21 protein-coding genes are annotated in these 19,188 nt (G+C 62.2%); 8 read left to right on the forward strand and 13 right to left on the reverse strand.

The annotated features are described in order from the left end of the window. Positions 1–109: 109 nt before the first annotated feature. Positions 110–1,282, reverse strand: coding sequence for an N-acetylmuramoyl-L-alanine amidase (locus CO656_RS16135; RefSeq protein WP_050988172.1), 1,173 nt, complete (start codon positions 1,280–1,282; stop codon positions 110–112). An 823-nt stretch (positions 1,283–2,105) separates the two neighbouring features. Here CO656_RS16135 and CO656_RS16145 point away from each other — a divergent pair. Beyond that, positions 2,106–4,895 carry an Rne/Rng family ribonuclease gene (locus tag CO656_RS16145; RefSeq protein WP_179864780.1) on the forward strand — a complete coding sequence of 930 codons (2,790 nt, stop codon included), beginning with the start codon at positions 2,106–2,108 and terminating at the stop codon, positions 4,893–4,895. A gap of 184 nt (positions 4,896–5,079) precedes the next feature. Here the strand turns inward: CO656_RS16145 and CO656_RS16150 are convergent, their stop codons facing one another. After that, the gene (locus tag CO656_RS16150; RefSeq protein WP_083853864.1) at positions 5,080–6,237 is read right to left on the reverse strand and encodes an aminotransferase class I/II-fold pyridoxal phosphate-dependent enzyme; all 1,158 of its coding nucleotides are present in this window, start codon (positions 6,235–6,237) and stop codon (positions 5,080–5,082) included. A gap of 228 nt (positions 6,238–6,465) precedes the next feature. Between CO656_RS16150 and CO656_RS16155 the strand changes: the two genes are divergently transcribed. From CO656_RS16155 to aat, 5 genes are all read left to right on the forward strand, one after another. After that, on the forward strand, positions 6,466–7,233 hold the full coding sequence (locus tag CO656_RS16155) for a DsbA family protein (protein ID WP_097526551.1): 768 nt from the start codon (positions 6,466–6,468) through the stop codon (positions 7,231–7,233). Between the two features lie 144 nt (positions 7,234–7,377). Beyond that, positions 7,378–7,824, forward strand: a complete 447-nt coding sequence (gene aroQ / locus CO656_RS16160) for a type II 3-dehydroquinate dehydratase (RefSeq protein WP_037414211.1) — start codon at positions 7,378–7,380, stop codon at positions 7,822–7,824. Between the two features lie 23 nt (positions 7,825–7,847). Continuing rightward, positions 7,848–8,324, forward strand: coding sequence for an acetyl-CoA carboxylase biotin carboxyl carrier protein (gene accB / locus CO656_RS16165; protein ID WP_037414209.1), 477 nt, complete (start codon positions 7,848–7,850; stop codon positions 8,322–8,324). Positions 8,325–8,336: 12 nt separating this feature from the next. Continuing rightward, positions 8,337–9,680 (forward strand): acetyl-CoA carboxylase biotin carboxylase subunit, encoded by a 1,344-nt coding sequence (gene accC, locus CO656_RS16170; RefSeq protein ID WP_037383004.1) that lies wholly within the window; start codon positions 8,337–8,339, stop codon positions 9,678–9,680. A gap of 9 nt (positions 9,681–9,689) precedes the next feature. Continuing rightward, positions 9,690–10,304, forward strand: coding sequence for a leucyl/phenylalanyl-tRNA--protein transferase (aat, locus tag CO656_RS16175; RefSeq protein WP_037414207.1), 615 nt, complete (start codon positions 9,690–9,692; stop codon positions 10,302–10,304). Between the two features lie 70 nt (positions 10,305–10,374). Here aat and CO656_RS16180 read toward each other — a convergent pair whose 3' ends face one another. The 5 genes from CO656_RS16180 to gatB all read right to left on the reverse strand — a co-directional run bounded on the left by CO656_RS16180 (position 10,375) and on the right by gatB (position 14,025). Beyond that, entirely contained in the window at positions 10,375–10,827 is a 453-nt protein-coding gene (locus tag CO656_RS16180; RefSeq protein WP_037414205.1) for a DUF2155 domain-containing protein, read from the reverse strand. A gap of 119 nt (positions 10,828–10,946) precedes the next feature. Beyond that, positions 10,947–11,342: an NADH:ubiquinone oxidoreductase subunit NDUFA12 gene (locus CO656_RS16185; protein ID WP_037414202.1), complete on the reverse strand. Its 396-nt coding sequence runs from the start codon at positions 11,340–11,342 to the stop codon at positions 10,947–10,949. A 122-nt stretch (positions 11,343–11,464) separates the two neighbouring features. Next, positions 11,465–11,923 carry a GNAT family N-acetyltransferase gene (locus CO656_RS16190; RefSeq protein WP_097526403.1) on the reverse strand — a complete coding sequence of 153 codons (459 nt, stop codon included), beginning with the start codon at positions 11,921–11,923 and terminating at the stop codon, positions 11,465–11,467. A 99-nt stretch (positions 11,924–12,022) separates the two neighbouring features. After that, entirely contained in the window at positions 12,023–12,520 is a 498-nt protein-coding gene (locus CO656_RS16195) for a GNAT family N-acetyltransferase (protein WP_097526404.1), read from the reverse strand. Positions 12,521–12,522: 2 nt separating this feature from the next. Next, positions 12,523–14,025 carry an Asp-tRNA(Asn)/Glu-tRNA(Gln) amidotransferase subunit GatB gene (gatB, locus tag CO656_RS16200; protein ID WP_097526405.1) on the reverse strand — a complete coding sequence of 501 codons (1,503 nt, stop codon included), beginning with the start codon at positions 14,023–14,025 and terminating at the stop codon, positions 12,523–12,525. Between the two features lie 337 nt (positions 14,026–14,362). Between gatB and CO656_RS16205 the strand changes: the two genes are divergently transcribed. Next, the gene (locus CO656_RS16205; RefSeq protein ID WP_037414193.1) at positions 14,363–14,617 is read left to right on the forward strand and encodes a YjhX family toxin; all 255 of its coding nucleotides are present in this window, start codon (positions 14,363–14,365) and stop codon (positions 14,615–14,617) included. 173 nt (positions 14,618–14,790) lie between these two features. Here CO656_RS16205 and CO656_RS16215 read toward each other — a convergent pair whose 3' ends face one another. The 4 genes from CO656_RS16215 to CO656_RS16230 form a co-directional block, all read right to left on the reverse strand. Further along, entirely contained in the window at positions 14,791–15,264 is a 474-nt protein-coding gene (locus CO656_RS16215) for a GNAT family N-acetyltransferase (RefSeq protein ID WP_097526406.1), read from the reverse strand. Between the two features lie 76 nt (positions 15,265–15,340). Beyond that, positions 15,341–16,822, reverse strand: a complete 1,482-nt coding sequence (gene gatA / locus CO656_RS16220) for an Asp-tRNA(Asn)/Glu-tRNA(Gln) amidotransferase subunit GatA (RefSeq protein WP_097526407.1) — start codon at positions 16,820–16,822, stop codon at positions 15,341–15,343. Between the two features lie 48 nt (positions 16,823–16,870). Continuing rightward, positions 16,871–17,158, reverse strand: coding sequence for an Asp-tRNA(Asn)/Glu-tRNA(Gln) amidotransferase subunit GatC (gene gatC / locus CO656_RS16225; protein WP_037414187.1), 288 nt, complete (start codon positions 17,156–17,158; stop codon positions 16,871–16,873). Between the two features lie 108 nt (positions 17,159–17,266). Continuing rightward, positions 17,267–17,971 carry a metal-dependent hydrolase gene (locus CO656_RS16230; protein WP_037414185.1) on the reverse strand — a complete coding sequence of 235 codons (705 nt, stop codon included), beginning with the start codon at positions 17,969–17,971 and terminating at the stop codon, positions 17,267–17,269. Between the two features lie 117 nt (positions 17,972–18,088). Here CO656_RS16230 and ruvX point away from each other — a divergent pair, with 117 nt between their 5' ends. Further along, positions 18,089–18,577 (forward strand): Holliday junction resolvase RuvX, encoded by a 489-nt coding sequence (gene ruvX, locus CO656_RS16235; RefSeq protein ID WP_097526552.1) that lies wholly within the window; start codon positions 18,089–18,091, stop codon positions 18,575–18,577. Here ruvX and CO656_RS30230 read toward each other — a convergent pair. Beyond that, entirely contained in the window at positions 18,520–18,864 is a 345-nt protein-coding gene (locus CO656_RS30230; RefSeq protein WP_176536615.1) for a DUF6105 family protein, read from the reverse strand. The genes ruvX and CO656_RS30230 overlap by 58 nt on opposite strands. After that, positions 18,861–19,016 carry a hypothetical protein gene (locus CO656_RS30235; protein ID WP_176536593.1) on the reverse strand — a complete coding sequence of 52 codons (156 nt, stop codon included), beginning with the start codon at positions 19,014–19,016 and terminating at the stop codon, positions 18,861–18,863. Before CO656_RS30235 ends, CO656_RS30230 begins: the two co-directional genes overlap by 4 nt. Positions 19,017–19,188: the final 172 nt, after the last annotated feature.

A 19,188-nucleotide genomic window follows, 5' to 3' on the forward strand; every position in this document is an offset into this window, starting at 1 on the left:
TAAAATAGGGCTGGTGGTCGGTTATACCGTGCGCATCTCGCTGAAAAGCATATCGCTGTTACGCCGGCGACACAAATCACATCCCTCCCGTGGCTGCCTTCGGAAGGCTTCACCCGCCGTTCGCAACCGCCGTCTGGCGATAGCGCCCGACGGCGACGGCCAGCAGCTCCGACACTTTCTTGCGCCATGCCGGATCGAGCAATTGCTTCTCGTCCTCCTTGTTCGACAGGAAGCCGAGTTCGAGCAGGATCGACGGGACGTCCGGCGCCTGCAGGACGCGGAAGCCGGCATGGCGGTGGGGATTGTTGATCAGCTTGATCTGCCCTTCGAAGGATGAGACGACGCTGCGCGCCAAGTTGACTGAAAATGCCTGGGTTTCGCGGCGGGTGAGATCGATCAGGATGTCCGCGACCTCCGCCGGCTCGCTTTCGAGCGGAATGCCGGCGATCTCGTCGGAAAGGTTTTCGCGGGCCGCCAGGTCGGCCGCGAGGTGGTCGGAGGCCTTGTCTGAGATGGTATAGACCGTGGCGCCGCGGATATCCTTCTGCCTCAGCGTGTCGGCGTGGACGGATATGAACAGGTTGGCACTTCTCTGCCGGGCCATCTGGACACGCTGCGGCAAGGACAGAAACTCGTCGCCGGCCCGCGTCAGAAAGGCCTCTATGCCGGGCTCGCGGTTGAGCGTCGCCACAAGATCGCGCGCAAAGGCGAGCGTAACGTGCTTCTCCTCCGTCTTGGTGACGCTGCCGATGGCGCCGGTGTCGATGCCGCCGTGCCCGGCATCGACGGCAACCACGAAGGCGCCCGGAGCTTTCGCCGGCGCGGGGGCGGGACGGTCGGTCTTGGCGGTGCGCGCCGTTCCCGTCCATTGCTGGTCGCCGAGGAGCTTGTCGAAGCGGGCCTTGTCGATCTTCTCGGCATCGATGATCAGGCGGAAGCCCTTGCCGTCTTCCTCCGGCTTCACTTCCGCGTGGGTGACCTCGGTCGGCCCTTTGGCGGAGAGCACCAGCCGCGAAGCCCCTGCCCCCATTCCGCCATAGCGGATGGCATCGAAGAGACCGCGTGGCTCGAGGCTCTCCGGCTTCAGGCCGAAGGATGTCTCCGGCAGGTCGACGATGACGCGAACCGGATTTGCGACGTAGTGAATGGAGAATTCGGGATTGCGATCGAATTCGATCACGATCCGCGTCCGCGCGTCGTCGCCGGCTACCCGCGCCCCGTAAGCCAGCAAGGGGGCGGCATCATCGGCCGCACCGGCAACAGCGGGCAACAGGATGGACATCGCCGCAAAGAGGACGGCAAACACGGGTGCGACGCGACGCGACAGCCTCTTTGAATGCGGCAAATGCCGCTCTGTTGCGGAACGCTTCACCCGGGCTCCCCCATCGTCATTCGAAATCCGGCGCAGGGCCTCAGGAACCGCCACCGTCACTGTCCACCAATGAACCCTCATGGTTAACCAAACCTTGCCGCGGCGCCACCCAAGGTGACGAATGCGGACCGGTTCGAAACCGATGCAATGGTTCCTGAACACAAGATTTCACCCGGGCAAGCGAATCGATCAATATTGTGGCGGCAAAGGCTTTTCCCTTGCCAATGTGACATAGAAACCATAAAAGCGTCACAAGGAGAAAGTGTTGACGGGATAGAATCGTCGGCCGGGCAGCCGGAGCTTCGAGAAGCTTGGCGCCAGGGAAGTGATCGAGCCGGAACAGCCGGTTGCAACCGTATCATGCTTCCGCGGCCGCAGGTGTTCATCCGCCGTCGCTGCATTTCCTCCCGTACACTGGATCGCAATTTCCGGCGGTGGCCGGAGTTCTTGATGGTGATTTTCACCGACTGCCCGCAAGCGGGCGTATTCATCGGACCTCCCCTCGAGGTCCAGGACATTGGCATTCTTGTTTGGTCTTTGATGTGACTCAGCAGCATCGGTCAGGAGTAAAGAGGCCCCGGGACGAGATCGTTCCGGCTGCCGTCTGGCTGCTGCACCATCACCTGCGCCAAACAGGACCTTTCACATCCGGCGCAGCTTCCGACGAGTTCGACAGCCTTCCAAGCGAAGTGCCTCTGTCTGCCGTTGCCCTGCGCCGAGGAGCAGAGCTTAGATGGCAGAGAAAATGCTTATCGATGCGTCTCACTCAGAGGAGACGCGCGTCGTTGTCGTTCGCGGGAACCGCATAGAAGAATTCGATTTCGAATCGGAACATAAGAAGCAAATCCGCGGCAATATCTATCTGGCCAAGGTGACCAGAGTGGAGCCGTCGCTGCAGGCGGCCTTCGTCGATTATGGCGGCAATCGCCACGGCTTCCTGGCCTTCGCCGAAATTCACCCCGACTACTATCAGATCCCCCTCGCCGACCGTCAGGCGCTGTTGAAGGCGGAAGCCGAAGAGGCCCGCCGCGAGGACGACGTCGAGCCGGTCGAGACCGCAGACGAGCAAACCGTCGCGCCGACAAGGGACGAGGCTCCGGCTGAAGAAGCCGCCGAGACAGTCGAGCCAACTGAGACGGCCGAACCGGAAACGGAAGTCAAGGCAGAGGCGGAGAAGCCGAAGGCCAAGCCGAAGCGCACGCGCCGGGCGAAAGCCAAGGCCAGCGAACAAAAGGAAGAGGCGCAGGGCGACGCCGAGGCGAGTGATGAGGGCAGCAGCGGCGAAATGGCCGCGATGGTCGACGTCGACTCGATCTCCGAGGACGTCGATGCGCGCCGCCGCCGCGACGATGATGACGACGATGACGACGGCCATGACGGCGAGAAGGAAATCATCGAGTCTGTCGGCGCAGAAGATGCGATGGAAGAGGTTCCGGACCGGCAGGTCCGCAAGCCGCGAAAGCAGTACCGCATCCAGGAAGTGATCAAGCGCCGGCAGATCCTGCTCGTCCAGGTCGCGAAGGAAGAACGCGGCAACAAGGGCGCGGCGCTCACCACCTATCTTTCGCTCGCGGGCCGCTATTCGGTGCTGATGCCGAACACGGCGCGCGGCGGCGGCATCTCCCGCAAGATCACCAACTTGCAGGACCGCAAGCGCCTCAAGGAAATCGCCCGCGGGCTCGACGTGCCGCAGGGCATGGGCGTGATCCTGCGCACCGCTGGCGCCAACCGCACCAAGGTCGAGGTCAAACGCGACTTCGAATATCTGATGCGGCTGTGGGAGAACGTCCGCACGCTGACCTTGAACTCCACCGCCCCCTGCCTCGTCTATGAGGAAGGCAGCCTGATCAAGCGTTCGATCCGCGACCTCTACAACAAGGATATCAGCGAGATCATCGTCTCCGGCGAAGAGGGCTACAAGGAAGCCAAGAGCTTCATGAAGATGCTGATGCCGAGCCACGCGAAGGTCGTGCAGCCCTATCGCGACGTGCATCCGATCTTCTCGCGTTCCGGCATCGAAGCCCAGCTCGACCGCATGCTGCAGCCGCAGGTGACGCTGAAGTCGGGCGGCTATATCATCATCAACCAGACCGAGGCGCTTGTCTCGATCGACGTGAACTCCGGTCGCTCGACCCGCGAGCATTCGATCGAGGATACCGCGCTGCAGACCAACCTGGAGGCGGCCGAGGAAGTCGCGCGCCAGCTGCGTCTTCGCGACCTTGCCGGCCTGGTGGTCATCGACTTCATCGACATGGAAGAAAAGCGCAACAACCGCGCCGTCGAGAAGAAGCTCAAGGACTGCCTGAAGAACGACCGGGCGCGCATCCAGGTCGGCCGCATCTCGCATTTCGGCCTGCTTGAAATGTCGCGCCAGCGCATCCGCGCCTCGGTGCTCGAAAGCACGATGCAGTCCTGCCCGCATTGCAACGGCACGGGCCACGTTCGCTCGCAGTCTTCCGTCGCGCTGCATGTGCTGCGCGGTATCGAGGAACATCTGCTAAAGAACACCACGCACGACATCGCGGTCCGCACGATCCCGGAAATCGCGCTCTACCTTCTCAATCAGAAGCGCGGCACGATCACCGACTATGAGCGGCGCTTCGGCGTCTCGATCATCATCGAGGCGGACGCGCATGTCGGCGCCCAGCACTTCGCGATCGACCGAGGCGAACCGGTCGAGAATCCGGTGAAGATCGAGCAGCTTCTGCATTTCGAGCCGGAGCCGGAAGAAGAAGAAGAAGAAGACATCGTCATCGAGGAGGATCTGGACGAGGAGGAAGCGGAAGAGACCGCGGCCGAGCGTCCGGGACAGGCGAAGGCGCAGGCCTCCGACGACCAGGGCGGCCGCAAGCGCAAGCGCCGTCGCCGGCGGCGCGGCAAGGGTGCCGGCCACGGACCGGAATCGGTCGCGGCGGAAGCCGGAGACGCGCTTGATGGCGCGGCTGACGAAGGCGACGAGTCCGAGGACGAAGGCGAGGCCCAGGATGCCTTGACGGCAGACGGGGATCAGAAGCGCAAGCGTCGCCGTCGCGGCAAGCGGGGCGGCCGCCGCAACCGGCCAGAAGCCGAAGGTGAGGCCGCTTTTGCTGCAGAGTCCGATGACGAGCCGGCCGATGCCGAAGAGGCAGCGGACGCCAACGACGCCGATGCAGCTGCCGCCGCGGCCGTCGAACAGGTCGTGAATGCGGCGTCTGTCAAGGCCGAGACTCCCGCTGCCGAAGCCAAGCCGGCGAAACCGAAGCGCAGCCGCAAGAAAGCCGTGGCCGCCGAGGCACCGGCGGAAAATGCCGACACGGCGGCCGAACAGGCTGTCGAAGCGCAGCCGGATGAAACCGGTCCTGCTCAAGTCGAGGAAGCGGTCGCAGACCTGGAGGCCGGCAAGCCCGCACGCTCCAATCGGGATCTGACGACGATTGCTTCCGAGCCCGTGGTCACATCGAATGTGGCCAAGGCCGACAGCAGCGAAGAAGAGGCAGCCAAGCCGAAAAAAGGCGGCTGGTGGCAGCGCCGCGGCTTCTTCTGAGAAAGCATAGGCTTACCAAGCAAAAGGCCCGGAACATTCCGGGCTTTTTTGTTACTACATGCCTCCTTAAATCGACCTCGATTTAGGGAAGCATGCAGTAATTCAAAGTGCTACAGGGACCTTTGCGCGTCTGATAAGACGCGCGGCGCTGTAGTAGCGGTCGACGCGCCCGACCCGAAGGCGGTTATTTCAACCAATGCGCAATGCGGTCCATCGCTTCGGCCATTTCGGCGGGCGCGCCGGCATAGGAAAAACGCATGCTGCGATGCCCTTCGAGCGGATCGAAATCGAAGCCGGGCGTGGCGGCGACATTGATCTCGGCGAGCATGCGACGGGCGAAGGCCATGCTGTCGTTGGTGAAGCGGCTGACGTCGACATAGGCATAGAAGGCGCCGTCCATCGGTGAAGCGATCGAAAAGCCCATCTCCGGCAAACGCGTCAGCAGGAGGTCGCGATTGGCGGCATAGGCCCGCTTGTAACCATCCAATTCCTCATGCGCGCCGAGGGCGGCCTCCGCGGCAACCTGGGAGAGCTCCGGCGGCGAAATATAGAGGCTCTGGGCAATGCGCTCGAAGACACGCACCTGAGCCTCCGGCAGCACCATCCAGCCGATGCGCCAGCCGGTCATACAATAATATTTCGAAAACGAATTGATGACGACCGCATCGTCGGCGATCTCGAGGACCGAGGTCTCCTCGCCGGCAAAGGTCAGCCCGTGATAGATCTCGTCGGAGATGAAGGCGATCGATCGGGCGCGGCAATAGTCGGCGAGCGCCTTGAGACGCTCCCTTCCCGTGACTGTGCCGGTCGGGTTTGCAGGGCTGGCAAGAAGCACCCCCTTCAGAGGCTTGCCGGCCTGCGCCGCCGCCCGCTCCAGGCTTTCGGGCGTGAGCGTAAAACCTGTATCGGCGTTGGCTTCGATCTCGACCACGCTCAGGCCGAGCGCGGCCATGATATTGCGGTAGGCAGGATACCCGGGCCGGGCGATGGCGACGCAATCGCCCGGATCGAAGAGAGCCAGGAAGGCCAGATTGAAGCCCGCGGAGGAGCCGGTGGTGATCGCAACCCGCTGCGGATCAAGCGCGATGCCGTGGCGGCTCTGATAGTGGGCGGCGATTGCCCGCTTCAGCGAGAGGGTCCCGAGGGCGTCGGTATAGCCGAGGCGGCCGTGCTCCAGCGCCCGCCGCGCCGCCTCCAGCGCGGCCTTTGGGGCGGGATGGGCCGGCTGGCCGACCGCCATCGAGATGACGGGATGGCCGGCATCGCGGCGACGCGTCGCTTCCGCCAATACATCCATGGCATGGAACGGTTCGACGGCGCTGCGTTTCGACATCTGTGCCAATGGCTGACCCTCGCAAGTTGACTGGACGCCCGCCCTTTGCCCGATCGCTGCACGCTTCACAAGTATGGGAGCGCCGCAATTCGGCCGATTTTGCCGTTTCGTTTCGCGCCCGCGCACCCTATGCTCGCTTTCGACGGCAGGCTCGCTATCGTCGTTGTCTATGAAGATGCGTTGACGCGGCAGTGCGAAATGGGCGACAGACAGGTACGAGAAGACAACGAGGGAATGATGACGCTCAGGAAGAAGATGATTGCCGCCGGAGCGCTGATCGCGCTTGCAGCCGGCATTGCCCTGCCCCAATCCGCGGCGGCGCTCGATGCAAAGCAGAAGGAAGAGATCGGCGCCTTCATCAAGGAATATCTCATCGCCAATCCGGAAATCATGCTGGAAGTGCAGGAAGCCCTGTCCGCCAAGCAGCGCTCCAAGCAGCAGGAAGCTTCGCAAGCGGCGATCGCCAAGAACGAAAAGGCGATCTTTAATTCCGCCTACGACGTTACGCTCGGTAACCCCAAGGGCGACATCACCATCGTCGAATTCTTCGACTATAATTGCGGCTACTGCAAACGGGCGCTCTCGGACATGGACGAGATCATCGCCAACGACAAGAATGTCCGTTTTGTCTTGAAGGAACTCCCGATTCTCGGCCCCGACTCGCTTGCCGCGCACAAGGTCAGCGCCGCCTTCCGCTCGATCGCGCCGGAGAAATACGGCGACTTCCACCGCGCCCTGCTCGGCGCCGAGGAGCGGGCGACGGAGGAAACGGCGATCGCCGTTGCCGCCAAGCTCGGCGTTACCGAAGAGCAATTGCGCGACAAAATGGAAGACGATCCGAATGACGCCGCGGTGCGCGAAGCCTACATGCTCGCCAACGATCTCGGCATCACCGGCACCCCCTCCTACGTCATCGGCAACGAGGCGGTTTACGGCGCCGTCGGCGCCGCCGAAATCACCGGGAAGGTCGCCAACATGCGCGAGTGCGGCAAGACCACCTGCTGACAGCCGAAGCGGAACGCGTCACGTCGTTCAGCCTTTCCCATCCGCCTATGACTTGTGGACAAATCCCCCGGGAGACCGGGGGGCTTTCCCTCGCCGAACCATCGGTCTATAGGTAACCCTCCCATCATCGGACCGGAATCCCTTATGCCCTCCACGATTTTTGTGCTGAACGGCCCAAACCTGAATGCCCTCGGCAAGCGCGAACCAGGCATCTACGGCGGCCAGACCCTGGCCGATATCGAGGCGATGTGCAAAGCGGAGGGGAAGCTCCTGGGCTTCGACGTCGATTTCCGCCAATCCAACATCGAAGGCGTGCTGGTCGACTGGCTGCACGAGGCCGGCGAAAAGGCCGCCGGCGTCGCCATCAATCCGGCCGCCTACGGGCACACGTCGATTGCCATGCACGATGCCATTCGTGCCATCACCGTCCCCGTCGTCGAATTGCATCTTTCCAACATCCATGCGCGCGAGGAATTCCGCCACAAGTCGATGATTGCGCCGGCCGTCAAGGGCGTGATCTGCGGCTTCGGCGCGCAGAGTTACATTCTGGCGCTGCATGCGCTAAAGAACCTGACAAACACGTCGAAATAAGAAGTACACGAGGCTCATATCCCATGGCTGACAAGAAACCCGGTATCGATCAGGCGCTGATCCGCGATCTCGCCAATATCCTCAAGGATACCGACCTGACCGAGATCGAAGTGGAACAGGACGATCTGCGCATCCGCGTCTCGCGGAACGGCACGCCTGTCGCCATGCCCATGGCGGCAATGCCCAGCTATCAGCTGCCGGCGGCCGTTGCCGCTGCACCCGCGCCGATGGCTGCGCCCGTCGCAGCAGAAGGCGGCCACAATGCCAAGAATGCGGTAACCGCGCCAATGGTCGGCACGGCCTATCTCGCTCCCGCTCCCGGCGCCCGCCCGTTCATCGAAGTCGGCGCGACCGTCAAGGAAGGCCAGACGATCCTGATCATCGAGGCGATGAAGACGATGAACCAGATTCCGGCGCCGCGCTCGGGCAAGGTGACGGAAATTCTCGTGCAGGATGCCGCCCCCGTCGAATTTGGCGAACCCCTGATCGTGATCGAATAAGGCGCGTTGGCGATGATCTCGAAAATCCTCATTGCCAATCGCGGCGAAATCGCGCTCCGCGTGCTGCGCGCCTGCAAGGAGCTCGGCATCGCGACCGTCGCCGTGCATTCGACTGCAGACAGCGACGCCATGCACGTGCGGCTCGCAGACGAGAGCGTCTGCATCGGGCCGCCGCCGTCGCGCGAGAGCTATCTGAACATCCATCAGATCGTCGCCGCCTGCGAGATCACCGGCGCGGATGCGGTGCATCCCGGTTACGGCTTTCTTTCTGAGAATGCCAAGTTCGCGGATATCCTCGAAGCGCACGGCATCACCTTCATCGGCCCGACGGCGGAGCACATCCGGCTGATGGGCGACAAGATCACCGCCAAGAAGACGGCGGAAGAGCTCGGAATCCCGGTCGTTCCCGGCTCCGACGGCGAGGTGAAGCCGGAGAACGCGCTGAAAGTCGCCCGCGAGATCGGCTTTCCGGTCCTGATCAAGGCGACCGCCGGCGGCGGCGGGCGCGGCATGAAGGTCGCCAGAACCGAGGAAGACCTCGAGCACGCCGTCGCAACGGCACGTTCCGAGGCCGCAGCCGCCTTCGGCAATGACGCGGTCTATATGGAGAAGTTTCTCGGAAAGCCGCGCCATATCGAGATCCAGATCGTCGGCGACGGCGAAGGCAATGCGATCCATCTCGGCGAACGCGACTGCTCGCTGCAGCGCCGCCACCAGAAGGTCTGGGAAGAAGCCAACTCCCCGGCGCTCAACGTCGAGCAGCGCATGAAGATCGGCCAGGTCTGCGCCGACGCAATGAAGAAGATGAAGTATCGCGGCGCCGGCACGATCGAGTTTCTCTACGAGGACGGCGAGTTCTATTTCATCGAAATGAACACGCGCTTGCAGGTCGAGCATCCGATCACCGAAGCGATCACCGGCATCGACCTGGTGCATGAGCAGATCCGCGTGGCATCGGGCGCCGGCCTTTCGGTCAAGCAGGAAGACGTCGTCTTCTCCGGCCACGCCATCGAATGCCGCATCAATGCCGAGGATCCGCGCACCTTCGTTCCCTCCCCGGGTACGATCACGCATTTCCACGCGCCCGGCGGTCTCGGGGTGCGGGTCGACAGCGGCGCCTACCAGGGCTACCGCATCCCACCCTATTATGACAGCCTGATCGGCAAGCTGATCGTCCACGGCCGGACCCGCGTCGAATGCATGATGCGTCTGCGCCGCGTGCTCGACGAGTTTGTCATCGACGGAATAAAGACGACGTTGCCGCTTTTCCAAGACCTGATAAACAATCAGGATATCGCCAACGGTGATTACGATATTCACTGGCTGGAGCATCATCTGGCCGCAACGTCCGCATAGGGTACGAGATTGAAAGGACCGCGCAGCAAACAACCGGAAATCACCCCGGACATGTTGTTGCGCGCCTATTCCATCGGCCTGTTTCCAATGGCCGATTCGGCAGACGATCCGGAGCTCTTCTGGGTCGAGCCGGAGATTCGCGGCGTCATCCCGCTGGATCGGTTTCACATCTCTCACAGTCTCGCCAAGCGAATCCGCAAGCGGCCCTTCGATATCCGCTTCGATACGGCTTTCGAATCGGTCGTCGAGGGATGCGCGCAGCCCGCGCCGGGTCGGCCGACCACGTGGATCAACGACAAGATCCGTTCCCTCTACGCGGCATTGCACCGCATGGGCTACGCCCATAGCGTCGAAGCCTGGGAGGGCGACAGGCTCGTTGGCGGCCTCTACGGTGTCTCGCTCGGGGCGGCCTTCTTCGGCGAGAGCATGTTCTCGCTACGCACCGACGCTTCGAAAATCTGCCTTGTCCATCTTGTCGAGAGGCTTCGCGCAAAGCACTTCCAGCTGCTCGACACCCAGTTTACCACCGACCATTTGAAATCCTTCGGCGCTGTGGACGTGCCGAAGGCCGAATATGACCTGCTGCTCGCCCGGGCTATCGCCTCGCCGAATCTCGAATTTTAGTCAACACGGCGGAGCAGGCGTCTTTCAGGCAAACCGACGCCCTCAGCATGCATTTGGGTAGAAGGGCGCCCTACTGCTTCGCCGCTGTATCCGGCGGAGGAACGTCGGAGTTTGGCTTGCAGGACTGGAGCCACACGTCATAGACGGGGTGCTCGACGGCGTTGAGGCCCGGGCTGTCGGCAAACATCCAGCCGGTGAAGATGCGGCGGATCTTTCGGTCGAGCGTGATCTCGTCGACATCTACGAAAGTGGTGGTCTTCGGTGCCTCCGTCTCGTCGCGGCTGTAGCAGACATGCGGGGTCACCTGCAGAGCGCCAAACTGCACCGTCTCGCCGATATAGACGTCGAAGGTGGTGATGCGGCCGGTGATCTTGTCGATGCCGGAAAAGACCGCGACGGCGTTCGAGAGGCGCGCGGCGCGCGCCGGCTCGACGGAGGAAATCAACGGCAGGGCCAGAAGAAATGCAAGGCCGATGCTTCGGGCCGTCCGGCCGATCAAATTCCGCAGACAGAAACCTGCCATTCCCGCCAATCCCCTGCGATGCTGTTTTTCCTGGATAGCCCTCAGGCGCTAAACCGAAAATGTGGCTGCGCCGTGATCAATGCTCGAGAGTCGAGATCGGGGCGGCGGCCCGATTGCGACTAGGAGCGCGGCGTCCAGGCGTCGTAGTCGCCGGTCACGCGCGGGCGCAGGCCTGCATTGGCGAGCGAACCCTTCGGCCGATAGGCGTTGGGCGTGCCGGTCGGGTTCGGGCGGTGCGGCTGCTGCCATTCGCGTGCGGCGTATTTTTCGTCGGCGGGCGAAATGTCGGTGCGATGATGCATCCAGCCGTGCCAGCCTGGAGGAATGGCAGAGGCCTCGGCCGGGCCGTTATAGATCACCCAGCGCCGCGTGCGGCCCTCGGAATCCGTGCCGCCCTGATAGTAGACATTGCCGAACTCGTCTTCACCGACACGCTGGCCATGCCGCCAGGTATGGAAGCGCGTACCGATCGTCTGTCCGTTCCACCAGGTGAAAATCTGCAGCAGGAGCTTCATAGGCATTCGTCCCTTGCCGGCCGATCGAAGGGGCGGCCGGATATCAAATCGCGTCCCCGCTTATGCCGTGCCACTCATGCCTTGTCCAGTGGCCTTGTCCAGTGATTCCACCGGCCCGGCGGTCATTTCACCGGCATATTGAAGCCGAAATGGCTGCGCTCGAAACCAAGGCGTTCATAGAAGCGATGGGCGTCGACTCGCGACGCGTTGGACGTCAGCCGCACTTTCGCGGCACCCTTTTCCCGCGCCTCGGCAATGGCGTGGCGGACCATCCGTTCACCGATACCACGGCCGCGCATATCTTCCCTGGTCTGCACGGCCTCGATCACCAGGCTGGAACTGCCGCGCCCGGGAAGCGATATCGAGAGTGCCGTCTGGAAAGTCCCGACGACCTCGCCACCGACGCAGGCGACGTAGAGCGCCTGGTGCGTCGAGGCCTTGATCCGCTCGAAAGCGGCCAGATAATCGGCAAAGGCTTCGGCGTCGATCGTGTCGCCGTGACCGCCAAGGGTGTCATTTGCAAACAGGGCAATGATCGCCGGCAGGTCTTCGCGTTCAGCTTTGCGAATCACTAATTCCATGACCGTGCTACCCCGACATATAGAATTCAGGTGGCGCATCAAACATGGTGAGGCGACAGCGTTGTGACAGCGCATGTGGAGCGCCGGGCACCCGGCAGATCAGGAAAGGCGCTTTTCAAGAACCAGCGCTGGCACACCGGAGTCGTCCTCTCCGCAGTTGGCCGTCTTTCCCACGTCCGAGAAGCCATGCGCCCGATAAAAGGCGAGCGCCTTCAGGTTCTCCGGCTCGACCTCCAGCCGCATGCGCTCGGCATCCGGAAAACAGGTTTCGAGTTCGGCGAACATGTCGCCGCCGATGCCCTGCCGCTGGTATTTCGGCAGGACGTAGAGCTGATGAAGAATGGCGGTCTTTGCAAGCGTCTCCGACATCGCCGCAAAGCCCATGCCGGCGATCTCCTTGCCATTGTCCGCAACGACGAATTCCCCATTCTTGCGTCGCAGCCGAGCCCTCAGGGCATCAAGCGAGTGCCACTTGACCGTCAGTTCGTTAACCTTGTCGACGCCATAGAGGCTGTCATAGGTCGCATGCCAAGTCTCGACAAGCAGAGCGCGCACCTTCTCGAGGTCGCGCTCGCTCGCCGTGCGGACGAAGAACATCGTCACTCTTCGATGCCGAGCTTGGACTTGACGAGAGCCTGCACGGCCTGCGGGTTGGCCTTGCCGCCGGTCGCCTTCATTACCTGGCCGACGAACCAGCCGGCCAGCGACGGCTTCGCCTTGGCCTTCTCCACCTGGTCCGGGTTGGCGGCGATGATTTCATCAACCGCCTTCTCGATGGCGCCGGTGTCGGTAACCTGCTTCATGCCGCGGCTCTCGACGATTTCGGCCGGGTCGCCACCCTCGTTCCAGAGAATCTCGAAGAGATCCTTGGCGAGCTTGCCGGAGATCGTCCCCGCCTTGATGAGATCGATGATGCCGCCGAGCTGGGTCGGCGAAACCGGAGTCTCTTCAATGGCTTCGCCGGCTTTGTTCAAGGCGCCCAACAGGTCGTTGATCACCCAGTTGGCGGCAATCTTGCCGTCGCGCCCTTCGGCCACTGCCTCGAAGTAGTCGGCGATCGCCTTTTCCGAGACGAGAACCGAGGCATCATAGACCGACAGCCCGAGGTCGCGTACGAAACGTTCCTTCTTGTCGTCCGGCAGCTCCGGCAGATCGGCCTCGAGCGCCTCCACAAAGGCGTCGTCGAACTCGAGCGGCAACAGATCCGGATCGGGGAAATAGCGGTAATCGTGCGCATCCTCCTTGGAGCGCATTGAGCGGGTCTCGCCCTTGTTCGGGTCGAAGAGCCGCGTCTCCTGGTCGATCGTGCCGCCATCCTCGAGAATCGCGATCTGGCGACGGGCCTCGTACTCGATCGCCTGGCCGACGAAGCGGATGGAGTTGACGTTCTTGATCTCGCAGCGCGTGCCGAACGCCTCGCCCGGGCGGCGCACCGAGACGTTGACATCGGCGCGCATGGAGCCCTCGTCCATGTTGCCGTCACAGGTGCCGAGATAGCGCACGATCGAGCGCAGCTTGGTGAGATAGGCCTTGGCCTCGTCCGACGAGCGCAGGTCCGGCTTCGAGACGATCTCCATCAGCGCCACGCCGGAGCGGTTGAGATCGACATAGGACATGGAGGGATGCTGGTCGTGCATCGACTTTCCGGCATCCTGTTCCAGGTGCAGGCGCTCGATGCCGATCTCGACATCCTCGAACTGGCCTTGGCGGTCCGGACCGATCGAAATCGTGATCTTGCCTTCGCCGACGATCGGATCCTTGTACTGCGAGATCTGGTAGCCCTGCGGCAGGTCCGGATAGAAATAGTTCTTCCGGTCGAAGATCGAGCGGTGGTTGATCTTGGCTTTCAGCCCGAGTCCGGTGCGTACGGCCTGCTTGACGCATTCCTCGTTGATCACCGGCAGCATGCCGGGCATGGCCGCATCGACGAGCGAGACATTGGCATTGGGCGCGCTTCCGAACTCGGTCGACGCTCCGGAGAACAGCTTCGAATTGCTCAGCACCTGAGCATGAACCTCCATGCCGATGATGACCTCCCAGTCGCCGGTGGCGCCGGGGATGAAGCGTTTCGGATCGGGAGTGCGGACGTCGACGATGCTCATCTCATGCTCTTCTTTGAAGCCTGAATTTTGACGTTTCTCGGTAGAGCAATTGGTTCAGCGGTGCAAGGCTTGTGAGGCGCGCTACGGCCAAGCGCACCCGCCCGCACTGATCTCAACGCCGCCGGACCTTGCAACCTTGACGTTATTGCGGTCGTCTTTTAGAAGATACCTGTCCGAACGGAGTCTTTATGTTCCTTCAGTCTGAGTCCCGGTAAGGGCCCTGCCCGCATTCATCACGAACTGCGCGCACGGGCCGGAAACGCGAACCCCACCCATCTCACGATCGGCGGACCGTTTTCCTGCGTTCTGAAGAACGCCATTCCGGAACACTCAAGACATGGACATTTCGCGCGCCGAACAGCGCATTCTTCACCATTTGGCCCAGGGCGGCCGCATTGAAATCAGGCGGGAAGGCAAGACGATCGCCGAGATCCGCTGCTTCACACGCGACGGCTGGGTTTATCCCGGCGTCAGCCTCGAGCTCTTTCGCAAGCTGAAACGCAAGAGGGCGATCAAGTCGTCGTGCGGAAGGCCCTATCGCATTACCGAACGCGGGCTCTATTTGGTCCGCTCCGAACTCGACAACCGGTGACCCCTACTGCTGTGTCCTTAAAATCGACCTCGGTTTAAGGACAAAGACGTGCAGCAATTCAAAGTGCTACAGCGCCTTTGCGCGCCTGATAAGACGCGAGGCGCTGTAGGCATGTAACCATCCGGTTGCAAACCGGAGATGACAGTCATGTCCGGTTTGGCTCCTGCCGTCGCCTATAATTGCTTGGAGAGACCGATGAATTCCATGTCGCGGTCGAGCTTCTGCGAATAGGCGGTCGACAGCCACTTTACCCGGTAGCCGGCGCTTTGGAAGAAGGCGACCGCGGACGCGTTCTGCGCATGCGTCCTGGCGTTTGCGACATCAAATCCTTCAGCCACCATGCGCTGCTCCATGTCGGCCAGCAGCGCTTTGCCGAGACTCCTTCCCTGCGCGCCGGGATCGATCCAGAGATCGGAGATCGTGCTGTCGAGATCCTCGCGGGCGGCCCAGCCGCAGATACGGTTCTCTTCCTCGATCAGGAGAACGGAAAGCCAGTGCTTCGCGAGGAAATCGACAAAGGCGCGCTCAGCTGCCACGCGCATTGCTGCGGCATCGGCCAGTCCCGCAATCGCCTTTGCCCAAGCCCTGATCCCGATCGCCGCAAGGAGACCGGTCTCGTTCTGGCGAGCGTGACGGATGACGATCATGCGGCAGAGCCCCTTCCCGCCTGCATTACATCATTTCCGGCGCCGCTTGACTATTGCCGGCGGAAGCTGGCGCCAGTTACCACCACTTTGCCGGCGTGAAGTGGCCGGCGGCCTGTTCGATGACATGGGCCGTCTTGAACAGCGTTTCTTCGTCGAAAGGCTTGCCGATCAATTGCAGGCCAAGCGGCAGTCCCTTGTGATCGAGCCCGCCGGGGACGGCAATGCCCGGCAATCCGGCCATGTTGACCGTTACCGTGAAGATGTCGTTCAGGTACATCTTGACCGGATCGGACGCGAGATCCTCATCGGCGATGCCGAAGGCTGAAGACGGCGTGGCCGGGGTGAGGATCGCATCGACGCCTGCCTGGAAAGCAAGCTCGAAGTCGCGCTTAATCAGGGTGCGGACCTTCTGAGCGCGCAGATAATAGGCGTCGTAGTAGCCCGCCGACAGCACATAGGTGCCGATCATGATGCGGCGTTTGACCTCGCGACCGAAGCCGGCGGCGCGCGTCTTCTCATACATGTCGACGATGTCCTTGCCGTCGACACGCAAGCCATAGCGCACACCGTCGTAGCGCGCCAAGTTGGACGACGCTTCGGCCGGTGCAACGATGTAATAGGCGGGCAGCGCGTATTTCGTATGCGGCAGCGTGATATCGACGATCTCGGCACCGGCTTCCTTCAGCCAGGCGATGCCCTGCTGCCAGAGCGACTCGATCTCCTCGGGCATACCGTCGACGCGGTATTCCTTCGGAATGCCGATCTTCATGCCCTTAATCGACTGGCCGATCGACGCCTCGTAGTCCGGAACCGGAAGGTCGACGGAGGTCGTGTCCTTGGAATCGACGCTCGCCATCGACTTCAGAAGGATCGCCGCATCGCGCACGTCGCGGGCGATCGGACCGGCCTGGTCGAGCGAGGAGGCGAAGGCGACGATGCCCCAGCGCGAGCAGCGGCCATAGGTCGGCTTGATGCCGACGGTGCCGGTGAAGGCCGCCGGCTGGCGAATGGAACCGCCGGTGTCGGTTGCCGTCGCGCCTGCGCAGAGTTGGGCCGCAACTGCAGCCGCGGAACCGCCGGAGGAGCCGCCAGGCACGAGATCCATGTTCGATCCCTTGGGGCGCCACGGGTTCTTGACCGCACCGTAATAGGAGGTCTCGTTGGACGAGCCCATGGCGAACTCGTCCATGTTCAGCTTGCCGAGCATGACCGCGCCATCGTTCCAGAGATTCTGAGTAACGGTCGACTCATAGCGCGGCTTGAAGCCGTCGAGGATGTGGCTGCAGGCCTGGGTGTGCACGCCTTCGGTACCGAAGAGGTCCTTGATGCCGAGCGGGATGCCTTCGAGAGCACCGGCATTGCCGGCGGCGATACGGGCATCGGAAGCCTTGGCCATCTCGCGCGCCTTTTCCGGCGTCACGGTGACATAGGCGTTGATCGTCTCATTGGCTGCCTCGATCGCTGCGATATAGGCATCGGTCAATTCGACCGCGGTGATTTCCTTTGCGGAAAGCTTGGTGCGGGCTTCGGCGATCGTGAGGCGGGTCAGGTCGGTCATGGTGCAATCGAACTTTCGAATCTGGACGCGGGCGGCGGGAAGCGGCTCTTACTCGACCACTTTGGGAACGAGGAAGAAGTTGCGATCCGAATTCGGCGCATTGGCCACGATGTCGGCGGCCTTGCCGCCGTCGGCGACAATGTCGTCCCGCTTCTTCATCTCCATAGGCGTCACCGATGTCATCGGCTCGACGCCATCGACGTCCACTTCGGAAAGCTGCTCGACGAAGCCGAGGATGCCGTTGAGCTCGCCGGTCATCCGTTCGGCTTCCTCGTCACTGACGGCGATGCGGGCGAGGCGCGCGACACGCTTCACGGTGGCAAGGTCAACGGACATGGTCGTCTCCGGTATCTCAAAGTTTCCCCCGCTATAAAGGCGAGTTGCACAACGTGCAACTGGGGCAAACGTCGGCGAGCCGGCCCCTGCGCTTCACGCTCTCCTTCGTCAGGCGGTGACCACGCCTCCGACCTCGGGCGTCGCGACCAGGGTCGAGGTGCCGTCCATGCCGGTGACGAAGGTCTCCGGCGTCTGATCGATGATCGGAAACGAGCCATAGTGGCAGGGAATGGCGGTGTTGAATTCGAAATAGCGTTGGCAGGCGAGCGCCGCCACCGCACCGCCCATGGTGAAGCGGTCGCCGATCGGCACGATGCCGATATCCGGCTCGTGCAACTCTTGGATCAGAGCCATGTCGGAGAAAATGTCCGTGTCTCCCATGTGATAGAGCGTCGGCTCGTCATCAAAATGGAGGACAAGGCCATTCGCATTGCCGAGGCAATGCGAAACGCCATCCTCGGTAATCTGCGCCGAGGAATGCAAGGCATTGACAAAGGTGGCCGAGAAGGCGCCGAGCCGGATCGTGCCGCCAGTATTGCCGGGCTCCATCTTCGAAATGCCATGCCGCCCGAGCCACATGCACAGGTCGAAGTTGGCGACGACGGTGGCGCCGGTCTCCTTGGCGATCGCCACCGTGTCGCCGACGTGGTCGCCATGCCCGTGCGTCAGCAGGATATGGGTCAGCCCGGCGGTCGCCGTCCGGCGTTCGCTGTCGCGGAACGCCGGATTGCCGGTGAAGAACGGATCGATCAGGATCTTCGCCCTCGCGGTTTCGATGTGAAAGGCGGAATGGCCCAGCCATTTGATCTTCATGACGTTCTCCCTGAAATCATGGCGGCTTCGAAGCAAGCCATAAAGGTCATCGATTTATCTGCCGGACAAGCATATGGATCAGACCAGCGAAGCGAAAAGATCGAATCGGCCAAACCCATGACAATTCTCACCATCGAAGAACTCGCCGGCCGGCTGCCGCCACATCAGGCGATCGCCGGTCTCGATCTCGGCACCAAGACGATCGGCCTCTCCGTATCCGATCTCGGACGGCGCTTTGCAACGCCGCGCGAGGTGATTCGGCGCACCAAGTTCGGCGTCGATGCGCAAGCGCTGCTGGCGATCGCGGAAAAAGAAAAGGTCGGCGCCTTTGTCATCGGCCTGCCGGTCAACATGGACGGAACGGAAGGGCCGCGCTGCCAGGCGACGCGCGCCTTCGTGCGCAATATGGGCGAGAAGACCGATATTCCCTTCGTGCTCTGGGACGAACGGCTTTCGACGGTCGCGGCCGAGCGGGTGCTGATCGAAATGGACGTGTCGCGCAGGAAACGCGCCGAGCGCATCGACTCGGCCGCCGCCTCCTTCATCCTTCAGGGGGCGCTCGACAGATTGGCATCCCTCGGCAGGGCGGATAGCTCGGCCGGCTGAGATGTCGCGCCGCCGAAGCGGGCGCGTAGCCAGGTTGCAATTTGCCGGTGCTTGCGCAGCGCGACGAGGCCGAAAAGGACGATTGTATCGACAACCATTGCCCGCGCAACGAGCGGCGGAATGCTCTCCGGCGGGATACCTAGGATGTGGCCGTAGAGGCGGAAGACGAGGTCATGCGCCTCGCGCGTCAGCATGAAGATGCCGAAGCTCATGTCGTAATAGGAGAGCGAGTACCAGCCGGTCAGCAGGATCACCGGGCCGCCCCAGAAGACCATGAGCCACTTCATGCGTCGCCCCTCCCCTCGGCCCAGCCGCTGAGCACCGGGTAGATGGCGCGGTCGGCAAGGACAAAGGCGACCAGCCCGGCGGCGAGCGTCGCTATGTCGAGCGCCAGCGCAGCGAAAAACATCATCATGATGATCATCAAGCCAGTTCTCACCGAACCGCTCCATTCCGAACGTCATTGAACTGACGCCAGTATCTCCGCCATCGCCGGTTCTCTGCAACGTAAACCATCTGTTAAGGTTAATATTCACAAGCCGAGCCGGCTTGCGGCACTCACCCGGCCGGCTTTAATAGATAGAGCGAAAGGCGCGCCGATTTCCTTGCCC

This window comes from Sinorhizobium sp. FG01 (assembly GCF_002531875.1).
GTDB lineage: Bacteria > Pseudomonadota > Alphaproteobacteria > Rhizobiales > Rhizobiaceae > Sinorhizobium > Sinorhizobium fredii_C.

What these genes read in the sequence shown, in the direction of transcription:
- CO656_RS16135 (WP_050988172.1), bottom strand. Translation starts at nt 1,282, where the DNA reads ATGTCCATCCTGTTGCCCGCTGTTGCCGGTGCGGCCGATGATGCCGCC.
- CO656_RS16145 (WP_179864780.1), top strand. Translation starts at nt 2,106, where the DNA reads ATGGCAGAGAAAATGCTTATCGATGCGTCTCACTCAGAGGAGACGCGC.
- CO656_RS16155 (WP_097526551.1), top strand. Translation starts at nt 6,466, where the DNA reads ATGACGCTCAGGAAGAAGATGATTGCCGCCGGAGCGCTGATCGCGCTT.
- aroQ (WP_037414211.1), top strand. Translation starts at nt 7,378, where the DNA reads ATGCCCTCCACGATTTTTGTGCTGAACGGCCCAAACCTGAATGCCCTC.
- accB (WP_037414209.1), top strand. Translation starts at nt 7,848, where the DNA reads ATGGCTGACAAGAAACCCGGTATCGATCAGGCGCTGATCCGCGATCTC.
- accC (WP_037383004.1), top strand. Translation starts at nt 8,337, where the DNA reads ATGATCTCGAAAATCCTCATTGCCAATCGCGGCGAAATCGCGCTCCGC.
- CO656_RS16180 (WP_037414205.1), bottom strand. Translation starts at nt 10,827, where the DNA reads ATGGCAGGTTTCTGTCTGCGGAATTTGATCGGCCGGACGGCCCGAAGC.
- CO656_RS16185 (WP_037414202.1), bottom strand. Translation starts at nt 11,342, where the DNA reads ATGAAGCTCCTGCTGCAGATTTTCACCTGGTGGAACGGACAGACGATC.
- CO656_RS16190 (WP_097526403.1), bottom strand. Translation starts at nt 11,923, where the DNA reads ATGGAATTAGTGATTCGCAAAGCTGAACGCGAAGACCTGCCGGCGATC.
- CO656_RS16195 (WP_097526404.1), bottom strand. Translation starts at nt 12,520, where the DNA reads ATGTTCTTCGTCCGCACGGCGAGCGAGCGCGACCTCGAGAAGGTGCGC.
- gatB (WP_097526405.1), bottom strand. Translation starts at nt 14,025, where the DNA reads ATGAGCATCGTCGACGTCCGCACTCCCGATCCGAAACGCTTCATCCCC.
- CO656_RS16205 (WP_037414193.1), top strand. Translation starts at nt 14,363, where the DNA reads ATGGACATTTCGCGCGCCGAACAGCGCATTCTTCACCATTTGGCCCAG.
- CO656_RS16215 (WP_097526406.1), bottom strand. Translation starts at nt 15,264, where the DNA reads ATGATCGTCATCCGTCACGCTCGCCAGAACGAGACCGGTCTCCTTGCG.
- gatA (WP_097526407.1), bottom strand. Translation starts at nt 16,822, where the DNA reads ATGACCGACCTGACCCGCCTCACGATCGCCGAAGCCCGCACCAAGCTT.
- gatC (WP_037414187.1), bottom strand. Translation starts at nt 17,158, where the DNA reads ATGTCCGTTGACCTTGCCACCGTGAAGCGTGTCGCGCGCCTCGCCCGC.
- CO656_RS16230 (WP_037414185.1), bottom strand. Translation starts at nt 17,971, where the DNA reads ATGAAGATCAAATGGCTGGGCCATTCCGCCTTTCACATCGAAACCGCG.
- ruvX (WP_097526552.1), top strand. Translation starts at nt 18,089, where the DNA reads ATGACAATTCTCACCATCGAAGAACTCGCCGGCCGGCTGCCGCCACAT.
- CO656_RS30230 (WP_176536615.1), bottom strand. Translation starts at nt 18,864, where the DNA reads ATGAAGTGGCTCATGGTCTTCTGGGGCGGCCCGGTGATCCTGCTGACC.